Origin of the sequence: Seleniivibrio woodruffii (genome assembly GCF_004339245.1) — a bacterium.
Classification (GTDB): domain Bacteria; phylum Chrysiogenota; class Deferribacteres; order Deferribacterales; family Geovibrionaceae; genus Seleniivibrio; species Seleniivibrio woodruffii.
The window spans coordinates 458,077-476,108 of the sequence record NZ_SMGG01000003.1 but is presented as its reverse complement, the minus strand read 5'-3'; the positions used below and the strand labels follow the sequence as shown (position 1 = coordinate 476,108).

Sequence of the window (18,032 nt, the reverse complement as noted above, 5' to 3'; positions counted from 1 at the left end):
CACCGCCCTTAAAAACTTTCGAAGTCGGAGTCGTGGTCTTTTCTGATGTCACGAAGATCAAGGTCTATCCCTTCGCCATCCTTTTTAACAGATTTGCCTTCGTTATGAAGGAATACCGGTTTTTCAAAATGCTTCACAGGAGAGGGCTTTTTTGCCGTCTTCTTTGCCCCTGAATATCTGTCGGACGAACCGCCGTCGCTTCTCATTTTAAAGAATGAGATCGCCTGCTGAAGTGCATCGGACTGGCTGGAGAGTTCCTCAGCCGTGGCTGCCATCTCTTCTGATGCCCCTGCGTTGCGCTGGATCACCTGGTCAAGCTGCTGTATGGCAGAGTTTATCTGCTCGCCGCCTGTGCGCATTTCGCTGCTGCCTGCGGTTATCTCCTGAACAAGTTCCGCCGTCTTCTGAATGTCGGGCAGAATCTGGTTAAGAAGCTGTCCGGCCTTTTCAGCAATATCCACACTGGTGGATGAAAGGTCGCTGATCTCTCTTGCCGCTTCCTGGCTGCGCTCTGCAAGCTTGCGAACCTCGGAAGCAACCACTGCAAAACCTTTGCCGTGTTCGCCTGCTCTGGCTGCCTCTATTGCAGCGTTAAGAGCGAGGAGGTTGGTCTGACGGGCTATCTCTTCGATGATTGATATCTTGTCCGCTATCTCTTTCATCGCTTTCACTGTTTTCTGAACCGCATCTCCGCCTTCCTTCGCATCGGTTGATGATTTCAGAGCTATTTTCTCTGTCTGAAGAGCGTTGTCTGCGTTCTGGTTTATGTTGGACGCCATCTCTTCCATAGAGGCTGATGCCTCTTCTGCGCTGGCGGCCTGTTCCGTTGCGCCCTGCGACATATCCTGAGCTGCGCTGGAAAGCTCTCTGGCTCCTGCGGCAACGTTGTCGGATGATGTGCGGACGTCGGTTATGATGCTTCTAAGTTTTTCAACCATAGCTTTAAGCGCTGTGGCAAGCTGACCGACCTCGTCTCTCTGGTCGATATCGAGCTTCGCATCAAGGTTGCCGTTTGCAAGCTCTTTCGCATACTCAACACCTTTCGTAACGGGGCCTGTGATACCTTTGGTTATAACCATTGCCGCTATAATGCCCACAATCACTGCAACTATGATGATGATTATCATGACCGTGATTGCTGACTGAAACGCAGAAAGCATTGCTCCCGTACTGGCGTCGTTCTCTTCCGATGCCAGTCTCTGAGCCTCTCTTCCTGCCTCAATCATTGCCTTGTCGGTATCATTCTGTGCTTTGACTGTTTTAATTACTGTTTCTATATTCTGTCTGTATGAATCGAGCTCGGTAACTATCTCCGGAATGGATGCCGCACCGGATTTGACACTGGCGATACCTTTGTCAATATCTGCGATAAGGTCAAGATTTCCTGTAAAATAAAGGTCTCTGAACTTGACCCTGACCAGTGCAAAATCACCAAAAACCTGAGTCGATGTCATCTGCATAAGTTTGTTGCTGATATTAGCTCCCTCGGCAGCCATTTCGTCGAAGGCTCTCTGCTTTTCCTTGTGCAGAGTTACATAGCTTTCAAAGATTGTGTGGTATTCTTCCACAGCCTTCATTATTTCAGTAAGTTTCGCATCCTGAGTTTCGTTTGTGAACTCTTTGGTGGCCTCAACTGTTTTGCTGAGTTCAGCTATTGCAGCCGAAACAGCTTCGACAGAAGCATTGTCCCCTCTGATGACGAAGTTCTTTTCCTGCTGTCTGGCATCTTTGAACTGGATGGTCATTGTAGCCAGAGCATCGGAGTATTTCGCTCCTTTCAGAACCACGTTCATGCCGTTATAGGATACTATTCCCACGATCAGCAGAAGGGCTATCACAAGCCCGAATCCGATCAGCAGCTTCATTCCGATCTTGAGATTCTTAAACATAAAGCCTCCTCTTTTTAACCTATGTCGCCGTATATTTTTAAAATATCTATAATGAGCGCAACCGAGCCGTCGCCAAGCACCGACGCACCCGATATGCAGTCAATTTCCTTAAACATTTTGCCGAGAGATTTGATAACCGTCTGGTGGTCTCCCACAACACTATCCACCACAAAGCCAACCCTTCGTCCGTCAACACTTATGATAACTATCTGCTGAATCTCCGGTTCCTCTCCTGTCATGTGGAAGAAGCTGCGAAGCGGCACATAAGGGATCAGTTCGTTGCGCACCATGATGATGCGTCTTCCGGACTGGCTTTTGTTGTCAGCCGGACGAAACTCGATACACTCGTTAACTATTGAAAGTGGTATGATGAAGAACTGGTTTCCGATGCTGACCAGAAGACCGTCTATGATTGCCAGAGTGAGCGGCAGTTTCAATGAGATTGATGTTCCCACTCCCTGAACGCTGTTGATATCTATGGTTCCCCGCAGAGCCTCTATGTTTCTGCGGACAACATCCATGCCGACGCCACGGCCGGAAACGCTGGATACAGCTTCAGCAGTGGAAAATCCCGATGCAAATATCAGTTCGAATATCTCTTTGTCTGAGAGTTCGGCATTCTCGGCTATCAGTCCTTTGGACTTTGCCTTGTTCAGAACAGCCTGTTTGTTGATCCCGCGCCCGTCGTCCACTATCTCTATGAGAACGCTGTCGCCGGAGTGGCTCGCCTGAAGGGTAATATGCCCTTTGGCAGGCTTGCCCGCCGCCACCCTGTCAGCAGGAAGCTCTATTCCGTGGTCGATGCTGTTGCGGATAAGATGCACCAGCGGATCGCCGAGTTTCTCTATTACGGTCTTGTCTATCTCGGTTTCGCCGCCGAAGGTCACAAGCTCGATCTCTTTGCCCAGCTCCTGCGAGAGGTCACGCACCAGCCTTTTGAAGCGGCTGAATGTGGAGCCTATCTCAAGCATGCGGATGCTCATTGTGTTGTCACGCAGATCCCAGACCAGACGCTCAACCTCTTCCGCAACCTTCAGCATATCCGCATCGTTGCGGCTGCCCGCTACCTGACTGAGTCTTGCCTGAACAGTCACCAGTTCGCCCACCAGATCTACCAGCGCATCGAGCCTTTCAGAAGGAACACGGATTGAAGAGGCAGCTTCTGCTGCGGCACTCTTCTGGGCACGAACGTTTTTTATGTGTGCCTGCTCCACCAGAGCCGAATCCAGCTCTTCCGGAGAGACTATTCCCTTCTCCACCATAAGCTGACCGAGGAATTTCTTCTCATTCAGCACCTCGTTCAGCTGCTGTTGACTGAGATATCCCCTCTGCATAAGTATCTCGCCGATACGCTTCTCGGGAGCATCCTCTCCCGAAAGGTCGTCTGCCAGAGTTACCGTCAGGTCGCATTCATCCATCACAAATATAAAAACGTCACGGATATCATCCTCGGACTTATCCGTGGTCAGGATAACATCCCATGAAATATAACAAAAGTCAGGTTCAAGCTCTTCCAGATCGGGAACATCGGACGTGTATACCACAACAGATGCCTTGCCCATCTCCTTCAGCTCGTTTATCAGCAGAGTGGGATTGCTACCCTGCAGAAGAATGTTCTTGTTGGGTTTGAAAGTGATTCTGTAGGTCGCCATGCTGCCCTTTGTTTTTAAAACGGGTCCAGCCGCAGCGGCTTTCGGTTCCTGTTTTATAACATTTGCGGCCTTTCCGAAAAATGCAGCAATTTCCAGAGCCAGAGGCGAATCCGCCTTCATGTTCGTATCGGTGAGCATCTCCCTGATGACATCGCATGACTTCAGCGAGTAGTCCAGCATCTCTCTGGAAATACAGATTGCTTCGTTTCGCACCATGTCGTAAACGGTCTCTATGCTATGCACCAGAGAAGCGATATGCTCGAATCCGAACATTGCCCCTGAGCCTTTTATGGTGTGCATGGCACGGAAAACCCGGGCTATCAGTTCCTGATCGCACGGATCGTCCTCCAGTTCCAGAAGGGATTGCTCCAACTCCTGCAGCAGTTCGGTTGCCTCGTTAATAAAGACCTGCTGATGCATGTCTGCGGACATATGTCACCCCAATACTTTTTTCGTTACCGACACCAGCTGTTCCGGCTGAAAAGGTTTAACGATCCATCCGGTGGCACCTGCGGCTTTGCCCTCGCTCTTCTTACTGTCCTGTGATTCTGTCGTGAGCATTATTATGGGAGTAAAACGGAACTCGGGCTTAGCCCTCAGTTCTTTTATCAGTGTTATTCCGTCCATGTTCGGCATGTTAAGATCCGTTACGACCATGTCGATCTTCTTCCCTGCGATCTTTGCCAGCGCATCCTTTCCGTCCGACGCCTCCACAACTGCATAGCCCTCTTTGGTGAGGGTGAACTTGACCATCTGACGTATACTTGCCGAATCATCTACAGTAAGAATTGTTTTAGACATTGGTCTTCTCCTTCATCAGTGCGCAGTCACTCCATTTGTCTCTTGTGCAGCCTCGTTCCCTTGTGAATCCGGAAAAGTTCTCACGACTGAGTAGATCGTTTTTAAGTCCAGTAACGGTGAACCGCTTATTTCTGGCTACGAAAGCTCTGTGCGCCGAACAGAGAAGCTGTAAAAATGTCAGATCAGCATCTCGGGTTTCGCCTATTTCCATCTCAACCGCATCTGCAGTGTTCAGAAGCTCTCTAAGCTTCGAGTGCAGCTCCACCACATTGCCGACGGTAAGTGCGCCTGAAACCCGTATAACGACCCTTCCGTCCGTCACTTTTTCCTCTATGTTCACTTCAATCCCCCTTAATTTCAGAATAGTTCCACATTGTCCGTTCTTGCGGAAGCATCCTTAACACTCGCCCTGCCGGCACTATTGTTCTGCATGACGTGTCTTTCGGATTCCATTGTATAAATAAGCTTCACATGCTCGTTCAGGTCCTTAAGCTCCCTGCTGAAGTCCATGTTCGAAACGTCCTTAAGTCCCATGGAGATACGGCTGAGATCCTCTTTCATTATCTCCATAGGGTCTATGACGTGCTCCAGCCTCTGCCTGTTTATGTCCTGATACTGCATTGAAACCACCATTCTGTTGATATCCTCCGCAAGCCCCATGGAGCTTTGGCGAAGTCCGTCCATTATCCTGTTGGACTCCTCAATGGCTCTGTCCAGACAGTTAAGTGCCGAATCAACGTCGTTGTGAGATCTTGCAGAGACATGCTGAATGTTTTTGAAATCATCCACGGATTTATCGTGTATGGTGTTTATCTTTCCGGCAATGTCGTCCACCGCACGGCGGATCTCCATTGCGAACTGGTTTGATTTTTCCGAAAGTTTGCGTATTTCGTCGGCAACAACGGCAAAACCTCTGCCGTGTTCACCCGCCCTTGCCGCCTCTATTGCGGCATTCAGAGCCAGAAGATTTGTCTGGTCGGCGATATATTCAACGTTTGAAACAATGACCTTTATCCCCTGAATCTCGCTTATCACCTGAGCAAGCTGTTCGTTTGTCTGTCTGGAATAGTCGCCAGTTTGTTCCAGCTCATTGATAACGTTGACCAGAGTACTGCGGTTTGTTTCAACAAAGTTTCCGCTGGAGGCTCCGGTCTGTCCCACAGTAAAGCTCTCCAGAGCACGGCCGGCATCATCTGACTGAGCCATGGCCTTGTCGATTATTCCGCTGAAATTGTCCGAAATGATGTTGTTGGCCTCTTCGCTGTCGGCAATGACCCTTTTAAGCTGTTCCTGAAAAACAGTAAGAATGGCCGAATAGTCACGGACAACACCGCTGACTGGCACGAGACCGGTATTTATCCTTTCCAGTTGAGAGTGCAGATTACCCTCGATATCCGCCCGCAGATTCTTCATTCCGTCCGAGACAAGCGCCCTCAGAGACAGGGCGGTTAGTGCAAAAATTATCGTACTAAAGATAAATCTGAGGGTCAGCGAGGGAAAGCAGATCACTGCGGCCTGAGATATTATAAGAATAATGAGAACTGTAAGTTTCGTTCTGCTGAATAAAATCATTTAACCGGCTCCTTGTCTTGCATTTAGTCGAGCAGTTTCAGTACTTCGCCAATAAGTTCGTTCTGGTCAAAAGGCTTCTGAATTATTCTTATGCTCCGGATTCCGGAGCAGAAAAATCTTAGATCGTGGTGCATGTGGTCTGTGATGGCTATCACCGGAATATCTTTTTTTTCCTGAGTCAAATATTCAAGTACGTCTATACCCGACATTTCAGGCATAGATATGTCTATAATTAGAAGATCGTAAAAGTCATTAACGTCAAGTGCAGGTATTAAGTTTTTAAGCGACCTGTCGGCTTCGGCAACAAGGTCTATCTTCTTCCTTTTAAGAGCTATTCTCAGGGCAATGCGGAAAATCTCCTCATCCCCGACAAATAAGACCCGCTTTTTCATTCTGTGCTACTGGCAAGTCTAATGCCAGAAAATTACACAGAATCACCATACGGTTATCGGGGTTCCAGAAGAAGGGTACTGTAAAGATATATTGACATCTGACTCAGAAGGCATGCCAGTCATGGGTTTTAATGTGTCTGTAAATATAATTTACACTTACACATTTTTTCCGGAGTGTAATTATAGTCTATATCGAAATTAATATGGACGAAGAGCCCGGCAGGTAATATAATATACAAGCAGCAGACCGGCTCCGGCAGACTGACCAGAAAATGGTTTGAAAACATTCCGGAGCACAATATATACAAGGTTTTTAGTATAATGATTTGCATCACCGCCATAAGTTCGATACTCAAGTGAGTATCATCCGCCGATTTTCCGGCAAATCATCCAGCTAAAAACCCTCAAACACTAAACTATTGCAGTTAAGTGAATTTCTGTGCGTTTTGCGCACTTATGCATCAGCTTGAGCAATTCATGACAAAAGAACAGAACGGCAGATTTTAAACTGCTGTGATAAGGCGAAAAAACAGAGCCAATATCGTCCCGATGAAATTATATGCTAAAAAATTTGCACACTAGAACATTGTTTTTAGAGCGTGTATATAACTGATATAAAATAATTATATTACGCAAAAGTGACATTATGCGAACAATCTCAACATCAGTTTTTACAGAAAAATTACATGTATGCTGAGTTATTGGCATAAGGTTTGGTTCATATGCGGGAATCCACGAAACCGTTTTATCGCTGCGGATATTGTCCGTTGCCATGCTATACATCTAAAGTTAAACAATTTTAGATGTAAAAAAGCATAAAAAGCTGTATCTCAGGGCTTGAAAAGGAGGATAATAAAGTAATTATTGCCCTGAGGTATCCATAATTGCTTTGCCGAAACATGCTCCCGGCAGCAGACACAACAGGACATTTGCAGACTGCTCAAAAAGGGTCTGTTTTCCGGTGATTTACGATAACGGCTTAAATTAAAGTGGACATAGTTTTTTATAAAAGGGGAACGATGCGGAGATCACCCGGACAGATCTTCGCCATACTCAGATATGAACACACAAGTAATTATAATTGATGATGAAAAAGCACTGACCGACCAGTACAGGGAGTATCTGAATCTCATTGGTGTTTCGGCCTATACGGTTCTGAACGACACCAGAGATTTTATGCGGTCACTGGACAGGTTCAGACCGAAGATCATTATGGTGGACACAAAAATGCCGTACTACAGCGGTGAGGATATCCTTGACGTTGTCCGGCACAAATATCCGGCCGCTTCCGTTGTTATGCTTGCAGAGAACAGCGACTCGGACATTACGGTCAGATGCATACGCAAGGGGGCGGTCAGTTTTATTATGAAACCCGTAGACTTCACAAGATTTAAAACCGCATACCACAGCGCCCTGAATGCTTACCAGATCCAGTCAACGGATTTCGGACTTTACACAGGGTTGAAAAGCGAAAGCAGCGCCTTCAGAAACATCATCACCCGTGATGAAAAGATGAAGAATATACTTCAATATCTTGCTTCCGTATCAAAAAGCAGTTTTCCGGTGCTCATAACCGGTGAAACGGGTGTGGGCAAAGAGCTTTTCGCCGAAGCGGTTCACAAGGCAAGCGGACGGAGCGGTTCGTATGTTGCAGTGAACATCTCCGGACTTGACGACACTATGTTCACCGACACCCTCTTCGGACACGCCAAAGGAGCCTTCACAGGGGCTGACAAAGCCAGAAAGGGGCTGGTGGCCGAAGCGGAGAAGGGAACGCTTTTTCTGGATGAGATAGGCGATCTGAACGAATCGGCACAGATAAAACTCCTGCGGCTGCTTCAGGAAAAGGTTTACATGCCTCTGGGAACCGACAGGAACGTTCTGGCGGATGTCAGGATAATAGCGGCGACCAGCGTCAACCTTAAGCACAAGGTGAAGGCGGGAAGTTTCCGTCAGGATCTGCTGTACAGGCTTTCCACCCACTGTGTGAGCATACCTCCCCTCAGAGAACGCAGGGACGATATAGGCATTCTCGCCCTCAGGTTTTACAATAAGGCTCTGAAAGAGGCAGGATATGCCGAAACCGAACAGCTTCCCGAAGGAATGGAGGAGGTTCTGGAGAGCTACAGCTTTCCCGGAAACGTCCGGCAGCTTCAGGCGATCATAAACGATCTGGCCATGATCACAGGCGGAGAAAACGTCACCCGCAAAGAGCTGAACGCTTTCATGCGCAGACACGACATAGACCCGAGAACGGCAGCGAGGGAATATTTTAACGGGCAGTTCTCATACGCAGGGAATTTCCCCACACTCAGAGAGATGGAGGCGATGCTGATCGCTTCGGCAATAGATTCTGTCAAAGGGAACATCAGCGCCGCAGCAAAAATTCTGGGCATAACAAGACAGGCACTGCACAAGCAGCTGAAGAACAGACTCAGATGACGTATATAAGGACGGCAAGTATTACCACCACAAGAAGCATGAACATAAGCTTTCCGTTGTAGTCGTCGTCCTTGTGCCCAATGGGCAGGTCTTCAGAAGTTTCTGCCGGGTCTTTTTTGATCTCAGGCTCGGTATTCATCTCTGCACCTTCCATATCAGAACATCTTAACTATCAGAAAGACAGCCGATGTCAACAGAAAACTGGAACCGTAAGGCACCGCCGCACTATATCCCACGGGACTTTTCGCATCATTCTTTTTTCCGCAAGAATCGGGTGGAAACATGAGCGGATAAGCTGTAATCTGTCTGAAAATAAAGCAGGAGAAAAGCATATGAAAACAGTATTCGCACCGGGCTGTGCACTCTTCATCCTTAACCCCGAACTGGGCGAGAAGATATCGGCCTATCTTTTCCGCAGATACAACATAGAGGATATCCACACCACCTGCTGTCACCACAAGCCGGAGTTCGGTGAAGAAACGAAGATAGTCTGCGTCTGTTCAGGATGCGTAAAAAGATACGACACACTTTACGAAGGGGTATCCGCCATTACCCTGTGGGATCTTATAGACCGTGACCCGGATTTCATATTCCCCGACTACGGCGGAATGAAAATGGCCGTTCTGGACGCATGCCCCACAAGGCAATACTCAGCAATGCACGAAACCGTCCGCTCTCTGCTTAAAAAAATGAATATCGGACCTGTGGAACCCGAACGCACAAAAACGAACGGCAAATGCTGCGGCGACAGCTTTTACGGTGTGCTCCCCAAAGAGCAGGTCATAGAAAAAATGAAAGAACGTGCCGACGAAATGCCCGCCGAGGATGTTGCGGTATACTGCGTCTCCTGCGTTAAAGCTGTTGCAAACGGCGGCAAAAAACCACGTTATCTTCCCGATCTGCTTTTCGGCGTTCAGTCACCCGTGGGCGAGTGCGACCCAGACGAATGGCACAGACAGATAACGGATTTTATCAGCAGCCATTAGATCTGAGATACCTTGAAGGAGTATATCCGGTCTCTTTGCGAAACGATTCTATAAACGCACTGATACTCTGATACCCCAGATCAAGCGCAGTCTCAGTCACAGATCTGCCGCTGTCGGCCATCTGTATGGCCTTTATTATCTTCAGCCGTAACCGCCATGCCCCGAATGTCATTCCTGTCTCTTTAAGGAAAATTCTGGCAAAATTCCGCCCGCTGGTGTTGGCCTTTGCCGCCCACTCGTCAACGGTCATACGGCAGGCAGGGTCTGCTTCCAGATGCTCCATGATCTTCACCAGAGAAGGACTCGAAGCCGCAGGAAGACACAACGGCTCCTCATCGGCAGAGTTGATCTCATCGATTATCACGGCAGAAAGCCTCTCATGCCTTTCCGGTTCAGACGTTTTACAGAATTTTGCTATCAATTCCCGAAGAAGAGGAGTAACGGTCAGAACAAAACATTTTTCAGGGAGATTGTCTGCACATGAAGGGTCAAAGAAAAGATTTCTAAGGAGCACACACCCCGGGAAATCCACCTGATGCTCCACATACGGAGGAATCCATACAGCCTGCATTGGCGGCACAACCCACATGCCGTCCTCTGTGCGCACCCTCATTACGCCTGAACTGGCATAGATAAGCTGCGCTCTGGGGTGGCTGTGGGCATCGGCACAGACAGGATTAACCACCTCAGCTTCATATGCTATCGCAGGTCTTCGGCTGTCGATTATATACCCAGTTTCAACAGGGGCAAAACTTGTCAGTTTATCGGTATTCATAGTCATATTATCGTTAGATTTTTATTCCGCCGCAAGTCTATAATGCTCCACGGAGGAATAAAATGACACATAAAACACCTGTTTTCCACGACACGACCCTCAGAGACGGCAACCAGTCCCTTGCGAAACCATGGAGTCTTCAAGAAAAACTGGAGGTGTTCGGTCTGCTGAGAGAACTAGGTGTTTCACGCATAGAGACAGGCTTCCCTTCGGCATCACAAATGGATTTTGACACATGCAGAACACTGGCGGAATCAGCAGACAGTCAGGCGGTGGTAGGCGCACTCACCCGTGCGGTGCAGAACGATATTAAAACCACACACGAAAGCATAGCCTGTGCGGCAAATCCCAGAATACATATAGTTCTGGCTCTGAGCCCTTTCACAATGGAGAACGTGCTCCGGATGCCTCCTCTTAAAGTTCGGGAGCTTGCAGTCAGCGCAGTCTCATATGCGAGGTCGCTTCTGGGAGAAAGAGGCGAGGTACAGTTCACAGCCGAACACTTCGGGGACTGCATGGAGAATATAGACTTTGTTACAGAAACTTTTCTCAGGTGCTGTGAAGCAGGGGCAGATATAATCAACATGCCCAACACAGTGGAAAGATATCGCCCGAAGCTCTTCACTGACATGGTCGAGCGGGTTGTCGGCAGACTCCCGAAGCGTGTTATGGCATCAGTCCACTGCCACAACGACCTCGGCATGGCGACTGCAACATCGGTTGAGTCCTATTTTGCGGGTGCGGTGCAGATTGAAACATGTCTCAACGGAATAGGGGAAAGAGCGGGCAACGCCAACCTGTTCGAAATTGCCGCCGTACTGAACAACTGCGGAACCGGCACAGGGCTGAATATGAAGCTGTTTGCAAAGACAGCCACCCGCATAGCAGAACTTTCGGACACCCCAATCCACCCGAAAGCACCCCTTTTCGGAAAAGAGGTCACCATGCACCGTAGCGGCATACATCAGGACGGTGCGGCAAAGACAAAAAGCATGGCAAAGGGAGCATACAGACCCATGAATTTCAGCGAGATCGGCATAGAGCATAACGACAGACTGGGTTTCACAAGCCAATCGGGGCGTTCGGCTCTGGTCGAAATACTCTCCGCATCCGGTATAGAGATCTCCGAGGAAAGAGCCTCCGAGATACTTGGAATTTTCAAATCGGTTTCGGAAAAGGAGGGCGAGCTTCCGGCGGAGCGGATACTTGAGATTTACTCAGGAATATAGCAAGAATCGGGTGGAAAACTGAGGATTCAGACTGTATGTTATCCGTATGAAAACAGGCGATTATGACAGAATTGAAAGGGCTATAAGATACATTGATGCCCACAGGGACGAACAGCCTTCCCTGGACGAAATAGCGGCGCATCTCTCTTTAAGCCCTTTTCATTTTCAGAGACTTTTTTCAGACTGGGCAGGGATCAGCCCGAAGAAATTTCTCCAATGCCTCACACTGCAAAACGCAAAGAAACTGCTTGATTCATCCCGTCCGGTGCTGGAAGCCGCACTGGAATCGGGCTTAAGCAGTCCATCCAGACTGCACGATCTTTTTGTGACATCGGAAGCCGTCACCCCCGGCGAATACGGAACAATGGGCAAAGGGCTTTCCATCACCTACGGGCTTGCGGAAACACCATTCGGAACGTCGCTTCTGGGAATCACACCAAGAGGTATCTGCTGGCTCTCTTTCCTGCATGAAACATCACCGGAGCGGGAGCTGTCGATTCTGAAAGCCAACTGGGTCAATGCGGAATTTTCACCGGATAATAATCTGGCTCAGGCAACAGCTGACAGGATTTTTCATCCTTCCAAAGGCGACACCATAAAAGTTTTCATGAAGGGCACAAATTTTCAGCTCAGGGTCTGGAACGCAATACTTATCCTGCCGGAAGGCACGCTGATAAGCTACTCCGACGTTGCCCATCTGATAGGGAATCCCTCCGCATCCCGTGCGGTCGGCTCCGCTCTGGGGCGCAACACCATAGGCTATCTTATCCCCTGCCACAGGGTGCTCAGGGAGACGGGAGCAGTTACAGGATACCGTTGGGGAACTGAACGCAAAAAGGCAATGATAGCATACGAATCACGCACATAAAAATTGACACCGCCGCCTGCCAAGTGTATATACACGAATCAACTTTCAGGAGTATCCCTTGCAGTCCAAACCCGCAGTTTCAATCTGGCCTGTAATGCTGGCTTCGGCAGGCATTCTGGCAATCACCATGGGCGCACGCCAGTCTCTGGGGCTTTTTGTAGCCCCAATCAGCGACAGATCGGGTCTGGACATAGTCTCAATCAGCTTTGCGCTGGCGGTTGGTCAGTTCATGTGGGGACTCTCACAGCCCATCTTCGGCGCTGTTGCGGACAAAAGGGGTTCTTTCGGTGTGATAGTTCTGGGTGCACTTCTTCTCTTTGCGGGTCTCGCCTTTGCCCCTTTCGCAAAATCCGGCTGGGGACTGGTTCTCACACTGGGAATACTGACGGCGGCAGGAGCCGGCGCAGGCAGTTTCTCCATTCTCATAGGAGCAACACTCAGACAGCTTCCGCTTGAAAAACGGGCTTTTGCAGGGGGATTCATAAACGCCGGAGGCTCATTCGGCCAGTTCATCTTCGCCCCCTTGGCTCAGGCTCTCATCAGCGGATTCGGCATTATAGTTTCCATGGTCTCTCTGGCCTCAACAGCACTTCTCACCATACCTATGGCTCTGAAACTGCGGGGAAAACCGGCACCTGCCGCAGCGGCGGAACCGGAAACGGGACTCTGGCGGCAGATAATGGATTCCACAAGAAACCACAGCTACATATGCCTGCATCTTGGCTTTTTCACATGCGGATTCCACATCGCCTTCCTTGTCACCCATCTGCCAGGCGAGGTGGCACTCTGCGGACATTCGGCGGCTGTTTCGGCCATGTCCATATCAATAATCGGACTTGCTAACATAGCCGGAAGCCTTTTTGCGGGACATCTCGGATCCAGAATGAAGATGAAATATATTCTTGCCGCTCTCTATGCCAGCCGTGCACTTATGATAGCTGTCTATCTGGTCTCTCCCAAAACACCGCTGACATTCTATGTTTTCGCCGCCTTTCTCGGATTCACATGGCTTGCAACCGTTCCTCCCACAGCGGGACTGGTTGGCAAACTCTTCGGAACGAAATATCTGGCCACTCTTTTCGGCCTGACCCTTCTCTCCCATCAGATAGGCGGGTTCCTGGGAGCGTGGCTTGGCGGGCTGTTCATGGCTCACGACGGGAACTACCTCTGGATGTGGTATCTTGACATTGCACTTGCGTCATTCGCCGCACTGATAAACCTGCCCATAAGGGAAAACAGCATTTAGCAAAACTTAACCGAATTTATTTTCACCATACAGCAACACGAATAAAGACCTATTCATCAATCATATTCACACCCCATAATCTATTGAGATTTTCAATAATTAATGCTAAGTTCAATGCAGCCAAATACAGGAGGATTTATTTTGGAACAGTTTGAGAACATATTAAATGCCATCGGGGGCTTCGTCTGGGGTGTTCCGCTCCTTGTGCTTCTGGTGGGAACAGGTATCTACCTCACCTTCAGTCTTAAATTTCTTCAGTTTACAAAACTTTTCTACGCACTCTGGCTGGCTCTCGTCAAACGCAAAGAGGCCGACGACGAACCCGGCGATATCTCACACTTTCAGGCACTGATGACGGCTATGTCCGCAACAGTGGGAACAGGAAACATCGCAGGCGTGGCAACCGCAATTGCAATCGGCGGTCCCGGCGCAATGTTCTGGATGTGGGTCACAGGTCTTGTGGGAATGGCCACAAAATATGCAGAGGCAGTTCTCGCAGTTAAATACCGTGAGGTTGACGAAAACGGCAACATGAGCGGCGGCCCTATGTATTACATTTCAAACGGTCTCGGCTGGAAAAAACTGGGCGCACTCTTTGCGGTGTTCGCTGTGGTTGCTTCATTCGGAATCGGGAACATGGTTCAGGCAAACTCGGTTGCAGACGCACTTAACCACACCTTCAGCGTACCCACCTATGTAACGGGTATCATTCTGATGATTTTCAGCGCACTTGTTATCCTCGGCGGGATCAAGGCAATAGGAAGGGTCACAAGCGTTCTGGTTCCCGTGATGATCATTTTCTATATCGTCAGCTCAATTATCATCCTTGTAATATTCGCAGAGAACATCCCCGGAGCATTCGCCCTCATTTTTGAAAAGGCATTTTCTCCCTCAGCCGCTTCGGGCGGTTTCGCAGGTGCAAGCGTTATGCTTGCCATCCGCATGGGTGTTGCCAGAGGCGTTTTCTCCAACGAATCCGGTCTGGGAAGCTCACCCATCGCAGCGGCAGCGGCGCGCACAAAACACCCCGTTGCTCAGGCTCTGGTATCAATGACGCAGACTTTCATCGACACACTCGTTGTGTGCACAATGACAGGTCTGGTGCTCATCTGCACAGGCGCATGGGACGTAGGCAAAAACGGTGCGGCTCTCACAAACCACGCATTCTCTCTCGGTTTCTCCGCAGGTCCGGTTATCGTGGCAATCAGCCTTGCGCTGTTCGCATACTCAACCATCCTCGGCTGGTGCTACTATGGTGAAAAAGCCATGGAATACCTGTTCGGCGTTAAATCAATCAAGCCCTACAGATACATTTTCATCCTTTTCATCGGTGTCGGCGCAATGGCGAAACTGGACATTGTGTGGCTGCTGTCAGATATTTTCAACGGACTTATGGCTCTGCCAAACCTTATAGGTCTTCTGGGTCTGTCCTCCGTTGTTATCTCTGAAACGAAAGACTATTTTGCAACTTTAAAAAAATAATCCTATCCTTTACAAGGCGGTCTGAACCTATCAGGCCGCCTTTTTTCTTTCTAAGTTATTACTGATATTCAATTTCAATCCAGAAAAAGCGTTGACTTTTCACATCTGCGGTGCTTAACATTAAATAAGCGTTAGGGTTGACACATTGACGAATCTGCGTTCCTTCGGGCATGGGACGCGCAGGACGGTTAGTGTGTTAAAGATTGTCTCATCATCCCCCGAAAGGGTCAGATTAAAATATCCTGTACTGCGGTCAGAGCAAAACCTCTGTTCGTCCATAGTCAGCGTTCTATCATCAAAAAACGGAATAAAATCTGTCCGGTGCAACCGCAAGTGCGCCAGCCTTATTGTGGAATACAAAAGCGACTCTCTGTCGGTTTCGGACATTGTCAATCTGGTGGTGAGCATCAAGCCCGCACCCCTGACAGTCTCACAGTCTGCAAAGGCCGACTGCGCATGCGACGATGCAAAGGACAGCCTGGCACTGCTCTCCAGAAAATCTGAATTTACTGCCCTGTCAGTTGCAGCGGGCGCATCTTTCATATCAAAGCGGTTCCTCGGACGTGCGTTTTCTCAGGCACTTTTCAGCCCCATGTGGATGTTTACGGCGTTCTTCGCCGCTCCCCTTGTCTATTCTGCGGTCTCAAAAAGCATAAAAGATAAAAAGATAGGTCTGGATTCGTTTCTGGGAGCGGGTATCGGTGCGGCACTGCTGGGCGGAGAAACCATGACCGCCCTTGAAATTCTCTGGGTCAACAGCGGCGCAGAGCTTATGCAGGAGCATATCACCGAAAAATCCCGAACCTCTATCAAGAGCATTCTGGATGTCACCGCAAAAACAGCCTTCATCCTCGTCAACGGGCGTGAGATTGAAGTTCCCGTTGAGCGCATTGAGCCTCAGTCAACAGTGATAGTCCGCACAGGCGAAAAGATATCTGTCGACGGTGAGATTATCCGTGGAGAGGCCATGGTTAACGAGGCTCCCATAAACGGCAGACAGGAACTCATCCATAAAGTTAAATCAGACACAGTCTACGCCGGAACCTACGTTCAGGACGGGCTGATATACATCCGTGCGGACAGGGTGGGCGACAGCACATACCTTTCACGCATTCTGGCGGCGGTGGAGACATCGCTGGAAAACAAAGCCCCAATCGAGCTTGAGGCGGACAGACTGGCAAAAAAACTGGTTAACATCGGCCTCATCATGACGGCGGGAACATGGCTTCTCACCCGTAACCTGTCCAGAACCCTTTCGGTGATGCTGGTCATGACCTGTCCCTGTGCAACGGCTCTGGCGGCATCGTCCGCAGTGAGCGCATCCATAGGCAACGCCGCATCAAAGGGCGTGCTTATCAAAGGCGGCAGATATCTTGAGGATGCGGGAGAACAGGAATCATTCTGCTTCGACAAAACGGGCACCATCACAACTGACATGCCCGAAGTTATAGACGTTCATGCCCTTAAAGGCTTCTCGGAGCAGGATGTGCTGATGCGTGCATACGCCGCAGAACTGCACAACCGCCACCCCATGGCGGCGGCCATCCGCAAAAAGGCGGAGTCCTACTGTCTGGAAAAACCCGACCACGCCGTATGCGAAACCATTCTGGGCATGGGTGTTGCGGCCGACACTGCGGAAGGCACTGTGTGCGTGGGCAACAGAAAGCTCATGGACAGGTTTTCAATCAAAACCGGAACCGTTGCAAAAAAGGCCGAACTCTGGGCGAACGAGGGCAAAAGCGTTCTTTACGTTGCAGAAGGAAACAGACTTCTGGGAATCCTCTCTGTGCAGACCAAAGACAAAGAGGGAGTTGCGGAGATGATCGAAACTCTGCGCAAAGACGGTGTGAAAAACCTGATAATGGTAACAGGGGACGAACGACAGTCCGCAGAACCTCTGGCACAGCGTCTGGGTTTTGACGAATGTCACTACTCCGTTCTGCCGCAGGACAAGGCGGACATCATCCGCCAGATCCAGAAGGACCACAAGGTCGCAATGATAGGCGACGGAATAAACGACGTACTGGCTCTTGCCCAGTCCGACCTTGGCATCGCAATGGGTGCGGCCGGATCTGATGTTGCAGTGGAAGCGGCGGATATTGCCCTTGTGGATGACGATCTGAACAAAATAGTCTTCCTGCGACAGCTGAGCAAAAAAACCAAAACAATAATAAATCAGAACTTTACCATCGCCACATCAACAAACGCCGCAGGAGCCGTGCTCGGTGCGGTGGGCATGCTGAACCCCTTAATGGCGGGACTTCTGCACATTGTCCACACAGGCGGGATAATGGCAAATTCATCCAGACTCATAACCTATAACGGAGAGGACAAAAATGATTGAGGAACTTCTGGCGGTCAAAAAGTACGTTTCTGTGGTGCACCATGTGGAAGGGCGTATACGGCTAAAGGTCGACCCCGCCATTCTGAAAGATCCCGTCAGCAAGAGGCTGGAGGAGATAAGCGCATCCATCCCCGGAGTTCTGGACAAAAGGGTGAACATGCTCGCCCGCTCCGTTGTTCTGCGCTATGACCCGGCGGTGATAAAGCCGCAGGATATGGCTGTTCTGCTGGGAGCATCAGATGGGGAGAGTCTGGCAATACTTAAAAAATACGAAGAGTTTATAAAATGAGGCCCTTCGCTCCGTTCAGGGTGACGTTAGTCGTCATTCTGAGCCCGCAGGGTGCAGAATCTCAA

Annotated in this window: 16 protein-coding genes; 8 read left to right on the top strand and 8 right to left on the bottom strand. The window is 49.5% G+C overall.

Features of this window, described 5'->3' with window-relative positions; genetic code table 11:
- Positions 1-8: 8 nt before the first annotated feature.
- The 6 genes from C8D98_RS02175 to C8D98_RS02150 form a co-directional block, all read right to left on the bottom strand.
- Positions 9-1,889 (bottom strand): methyl-accepting chemotaxis protein, encoded by a 1,881-nt coding sequence (locus tag C8D98_RS02175; RefSeq protein WP_132871626.1) that lies wholly within the window; start codon positions 1,887-1,889, stop codon positions 9-11.
- A 14-nt stretch (positions 1,890-1,903) separates the two neighbouring features.
- On the bottom strand, positions 1,904-3,973 hold the full coding sequence (locus tag C8D98_RS02170; RefSeq protein ID WP_132871624.1) for a chemotaxis protein CheA: 2,070 nt from the start codon (positions 3,971-3,973) through the stop codon (positions 1,904-1,906).
- A gap of 3 nt (positions 3,974-3,976) precedes the next feature.
- Positions 3,977-4,342: a response regulator gene (locus C8D98_RS02165; protein ID WP_132871622.1), complete on the bottom strand. Its 366-nt coding sequence runs from the start codon at positions 4,340-4,342 to the stop codon at positions 3,977-3,979.
- Positions 4,335-4,682 carry an STAS domain-containing protein gene (locus C8D98_RS02160; RefSeq protein WP_165871155.1) on the bottom strand — a complete coding sequence of 116 codons (348 nt, stop codon included), beginning with the start codon at positions 4,680-4,682 and terminating at the stop codon, positions 4,335-4,337. The genes C8D98_RS02165 and C8D98_RS02160 overlap by 8 nt, the downstream gene beginning before the upstream one ends.
- Before the next feature lie 17 nt (positions 4,683-4,699).
- On the bottom strand, positions 4,700-5,548 hold the full coding sequence (locus C8D98_RS02155) for a methyl-accepting chemotaxis protein (RefSeq protein WP_243640919.1): 849 nt from the start codon (positions 5,546-5,548) through the stop codon (positions 4,700-4,702).
- A gap of 389 nt (positions 5,549-5,937) precedes the next feature.
- The gene (locus tag C8D98_RS02150) at positions 5,938-6,306 is read right to left on the bottom strand and encodes a response regulator (protein ID WP_132871616.1); all 369 of its coding nucleotides are present in this window, start codon (positions 6,304-6,306) and stop codon (positions 5,938-5,940) included.
- A gap of 1,059 nt (positions 6,307-7,365) precedes the next feature.
- Here C8D98_RS02150 and C8D98_RS02145 point away from each other — a divergent pair.
- On the top strand, positions 7,366-8,748 hold the full coding sequence (locus C8D98_RS02145) for a sigma-54-dependent transcriptional regulator (protein WP_132871614.1): 1,383 nt from the start codon (positions 7,366-7,368) through the stop codon (positions 8,746-8,748).
- On the opposite strand, the gene C8D98_RS13685 is transcribed toward C8D98_RS02145, so the two are convergent.
- Complete coding sequence (locus C8D98_RS13685; RefSeq protein ID WP_165871154.1) at positions 8,741-8,902, bottom strand: hypothetical protein; 162 nt, start codon at positions 8,900-8,902, stop codon at positions 8,741-8,743. The genes C8D98_RS02145 and C8D98_RS13685 overlap by 8 nt on opposite strands.
- A gap of 178 nt (positions 8,903-9,080) precedes the next feature.
- Here C8D98_RS13685 and C8D98_RS02140 point away from each other — a divergent pair, with 178 nt between their 5' ends.
- Positions 9,081-9,734 (top strand): (Fe-S)-binding protein, encoded by a 654-nt coding sequence (locus tag C8D98_RS02140; RefSeq protein WP_132871612.1) that lies wholly within the window; start codon positions 9,081-9,083, stop codon positions 9,732-9,734.
- On the opposite strand, the gene C8D98_RS02135 is transcribed toward C8D98_RS02140, so the two are convergent.
- Positions 9,721-10,509 (bottom strand): AraC family transcriptional regulator, encoded by a 789-nt coding sequence (locus C8D98_RS02135; RefSeq protein ID WP_165871153.1) that lies wholly within the window; start codon positions 10,507-10,509, stop codon positions 9,721-9,723. The genes C8D98_RS02140 and C8D98_RS02135 overlap by 14 nt on opposite strands.
- A gap of 62 nt (positions 10,510-10,571) precedes the next feature.
- On the opposite strand from C8D98_RS02135, the gene leuA2 reads away from it, so the two are divergent.
- The 6 genes from leuA2 to C8D98_RS02105 all read left to right on the top strand — a co-directional run bounded on the left by leuA2 (position 10,572) and on the right by C8D98_RS02105 (position 17,967).
- Positions 10,572-11,738 (top strand): 2-isopropylmalate synthase LeuA2, encoded by a 1,167-nt coding sequence (leuA2, locus tag C8D98_RS02130; protein ID WP_132871608.1) that lies wholly within the window; start codon positions 10,572-10,574, stop codon positions 11,736-11,738.
- Positions 11,739-11,784: 46 nt separating this feature from the next.
- Positions 11,785-12,606 carry a bifunctional transcriptional activator/DNA repair enzyme AdaA gene (locus C8D98_RS02125; RefSeq protein WP_132871606.1) on the top strand — a complete coding sequence of 274 codons (822 nt, stop codon included), beginning with the start codon at positions 11,785-11,787 and terminating at the stop codon, positions 12,604-12,606.
- A gap of 94 nt (positions 12,607-12,700) precedes the next feature.
- Positions 12,701-13,852, top strand: a complete 1,152-nt coding sequence (locus C8D98_RS02120; RefSeq protein ID WP_132872970.1) for an MFS transporter — start codon at positions 12,701-12,703, stop codon at positions 13,850-13,852.
- Between the two features lie 114 nt (positions 13,853-13,966).
- Positions 13,967-15,334, top strand: a complete 1,368-nt coding sequence (locus tag C8D98_RS02115; RefSeq protein ID WP_132871604.1) for an alanine/glycine:cation symporter family protein — start codon at positions 13,967-13,969, stop codon at positions 15,332-15,334.
- Positions 15,335-15,527: 193 nt separating this feature from the next.
- Positions 15,528-17,678 carry a heavy metal translocating P-type ATPase gene (locus C8D98_RS02110; RefSeq protein ID WP_132871602.1) on the top strand — a complete coding sequence of 717 codons (2,151 nt, stop codon included), beginning with the start codon at positions 15,528-15,530 and terminating at the stop codon, positions 17,676-17,678.
- Entirely contained in the window at positions 17,671-17,967 is a 297-nt protein-coding gene (locus tag C8D98_RS02105) for an HMA2 domain-containing protein (protein WP_132871600.1), read from the top strand. The genes C8D98_RS02110 and C8D98_RS02105 overlap by 8 nt, the downstream gene beginning before the upstream one ends.
- Positions 17,968-18,032: the final 65 nt, after the last annotated feature.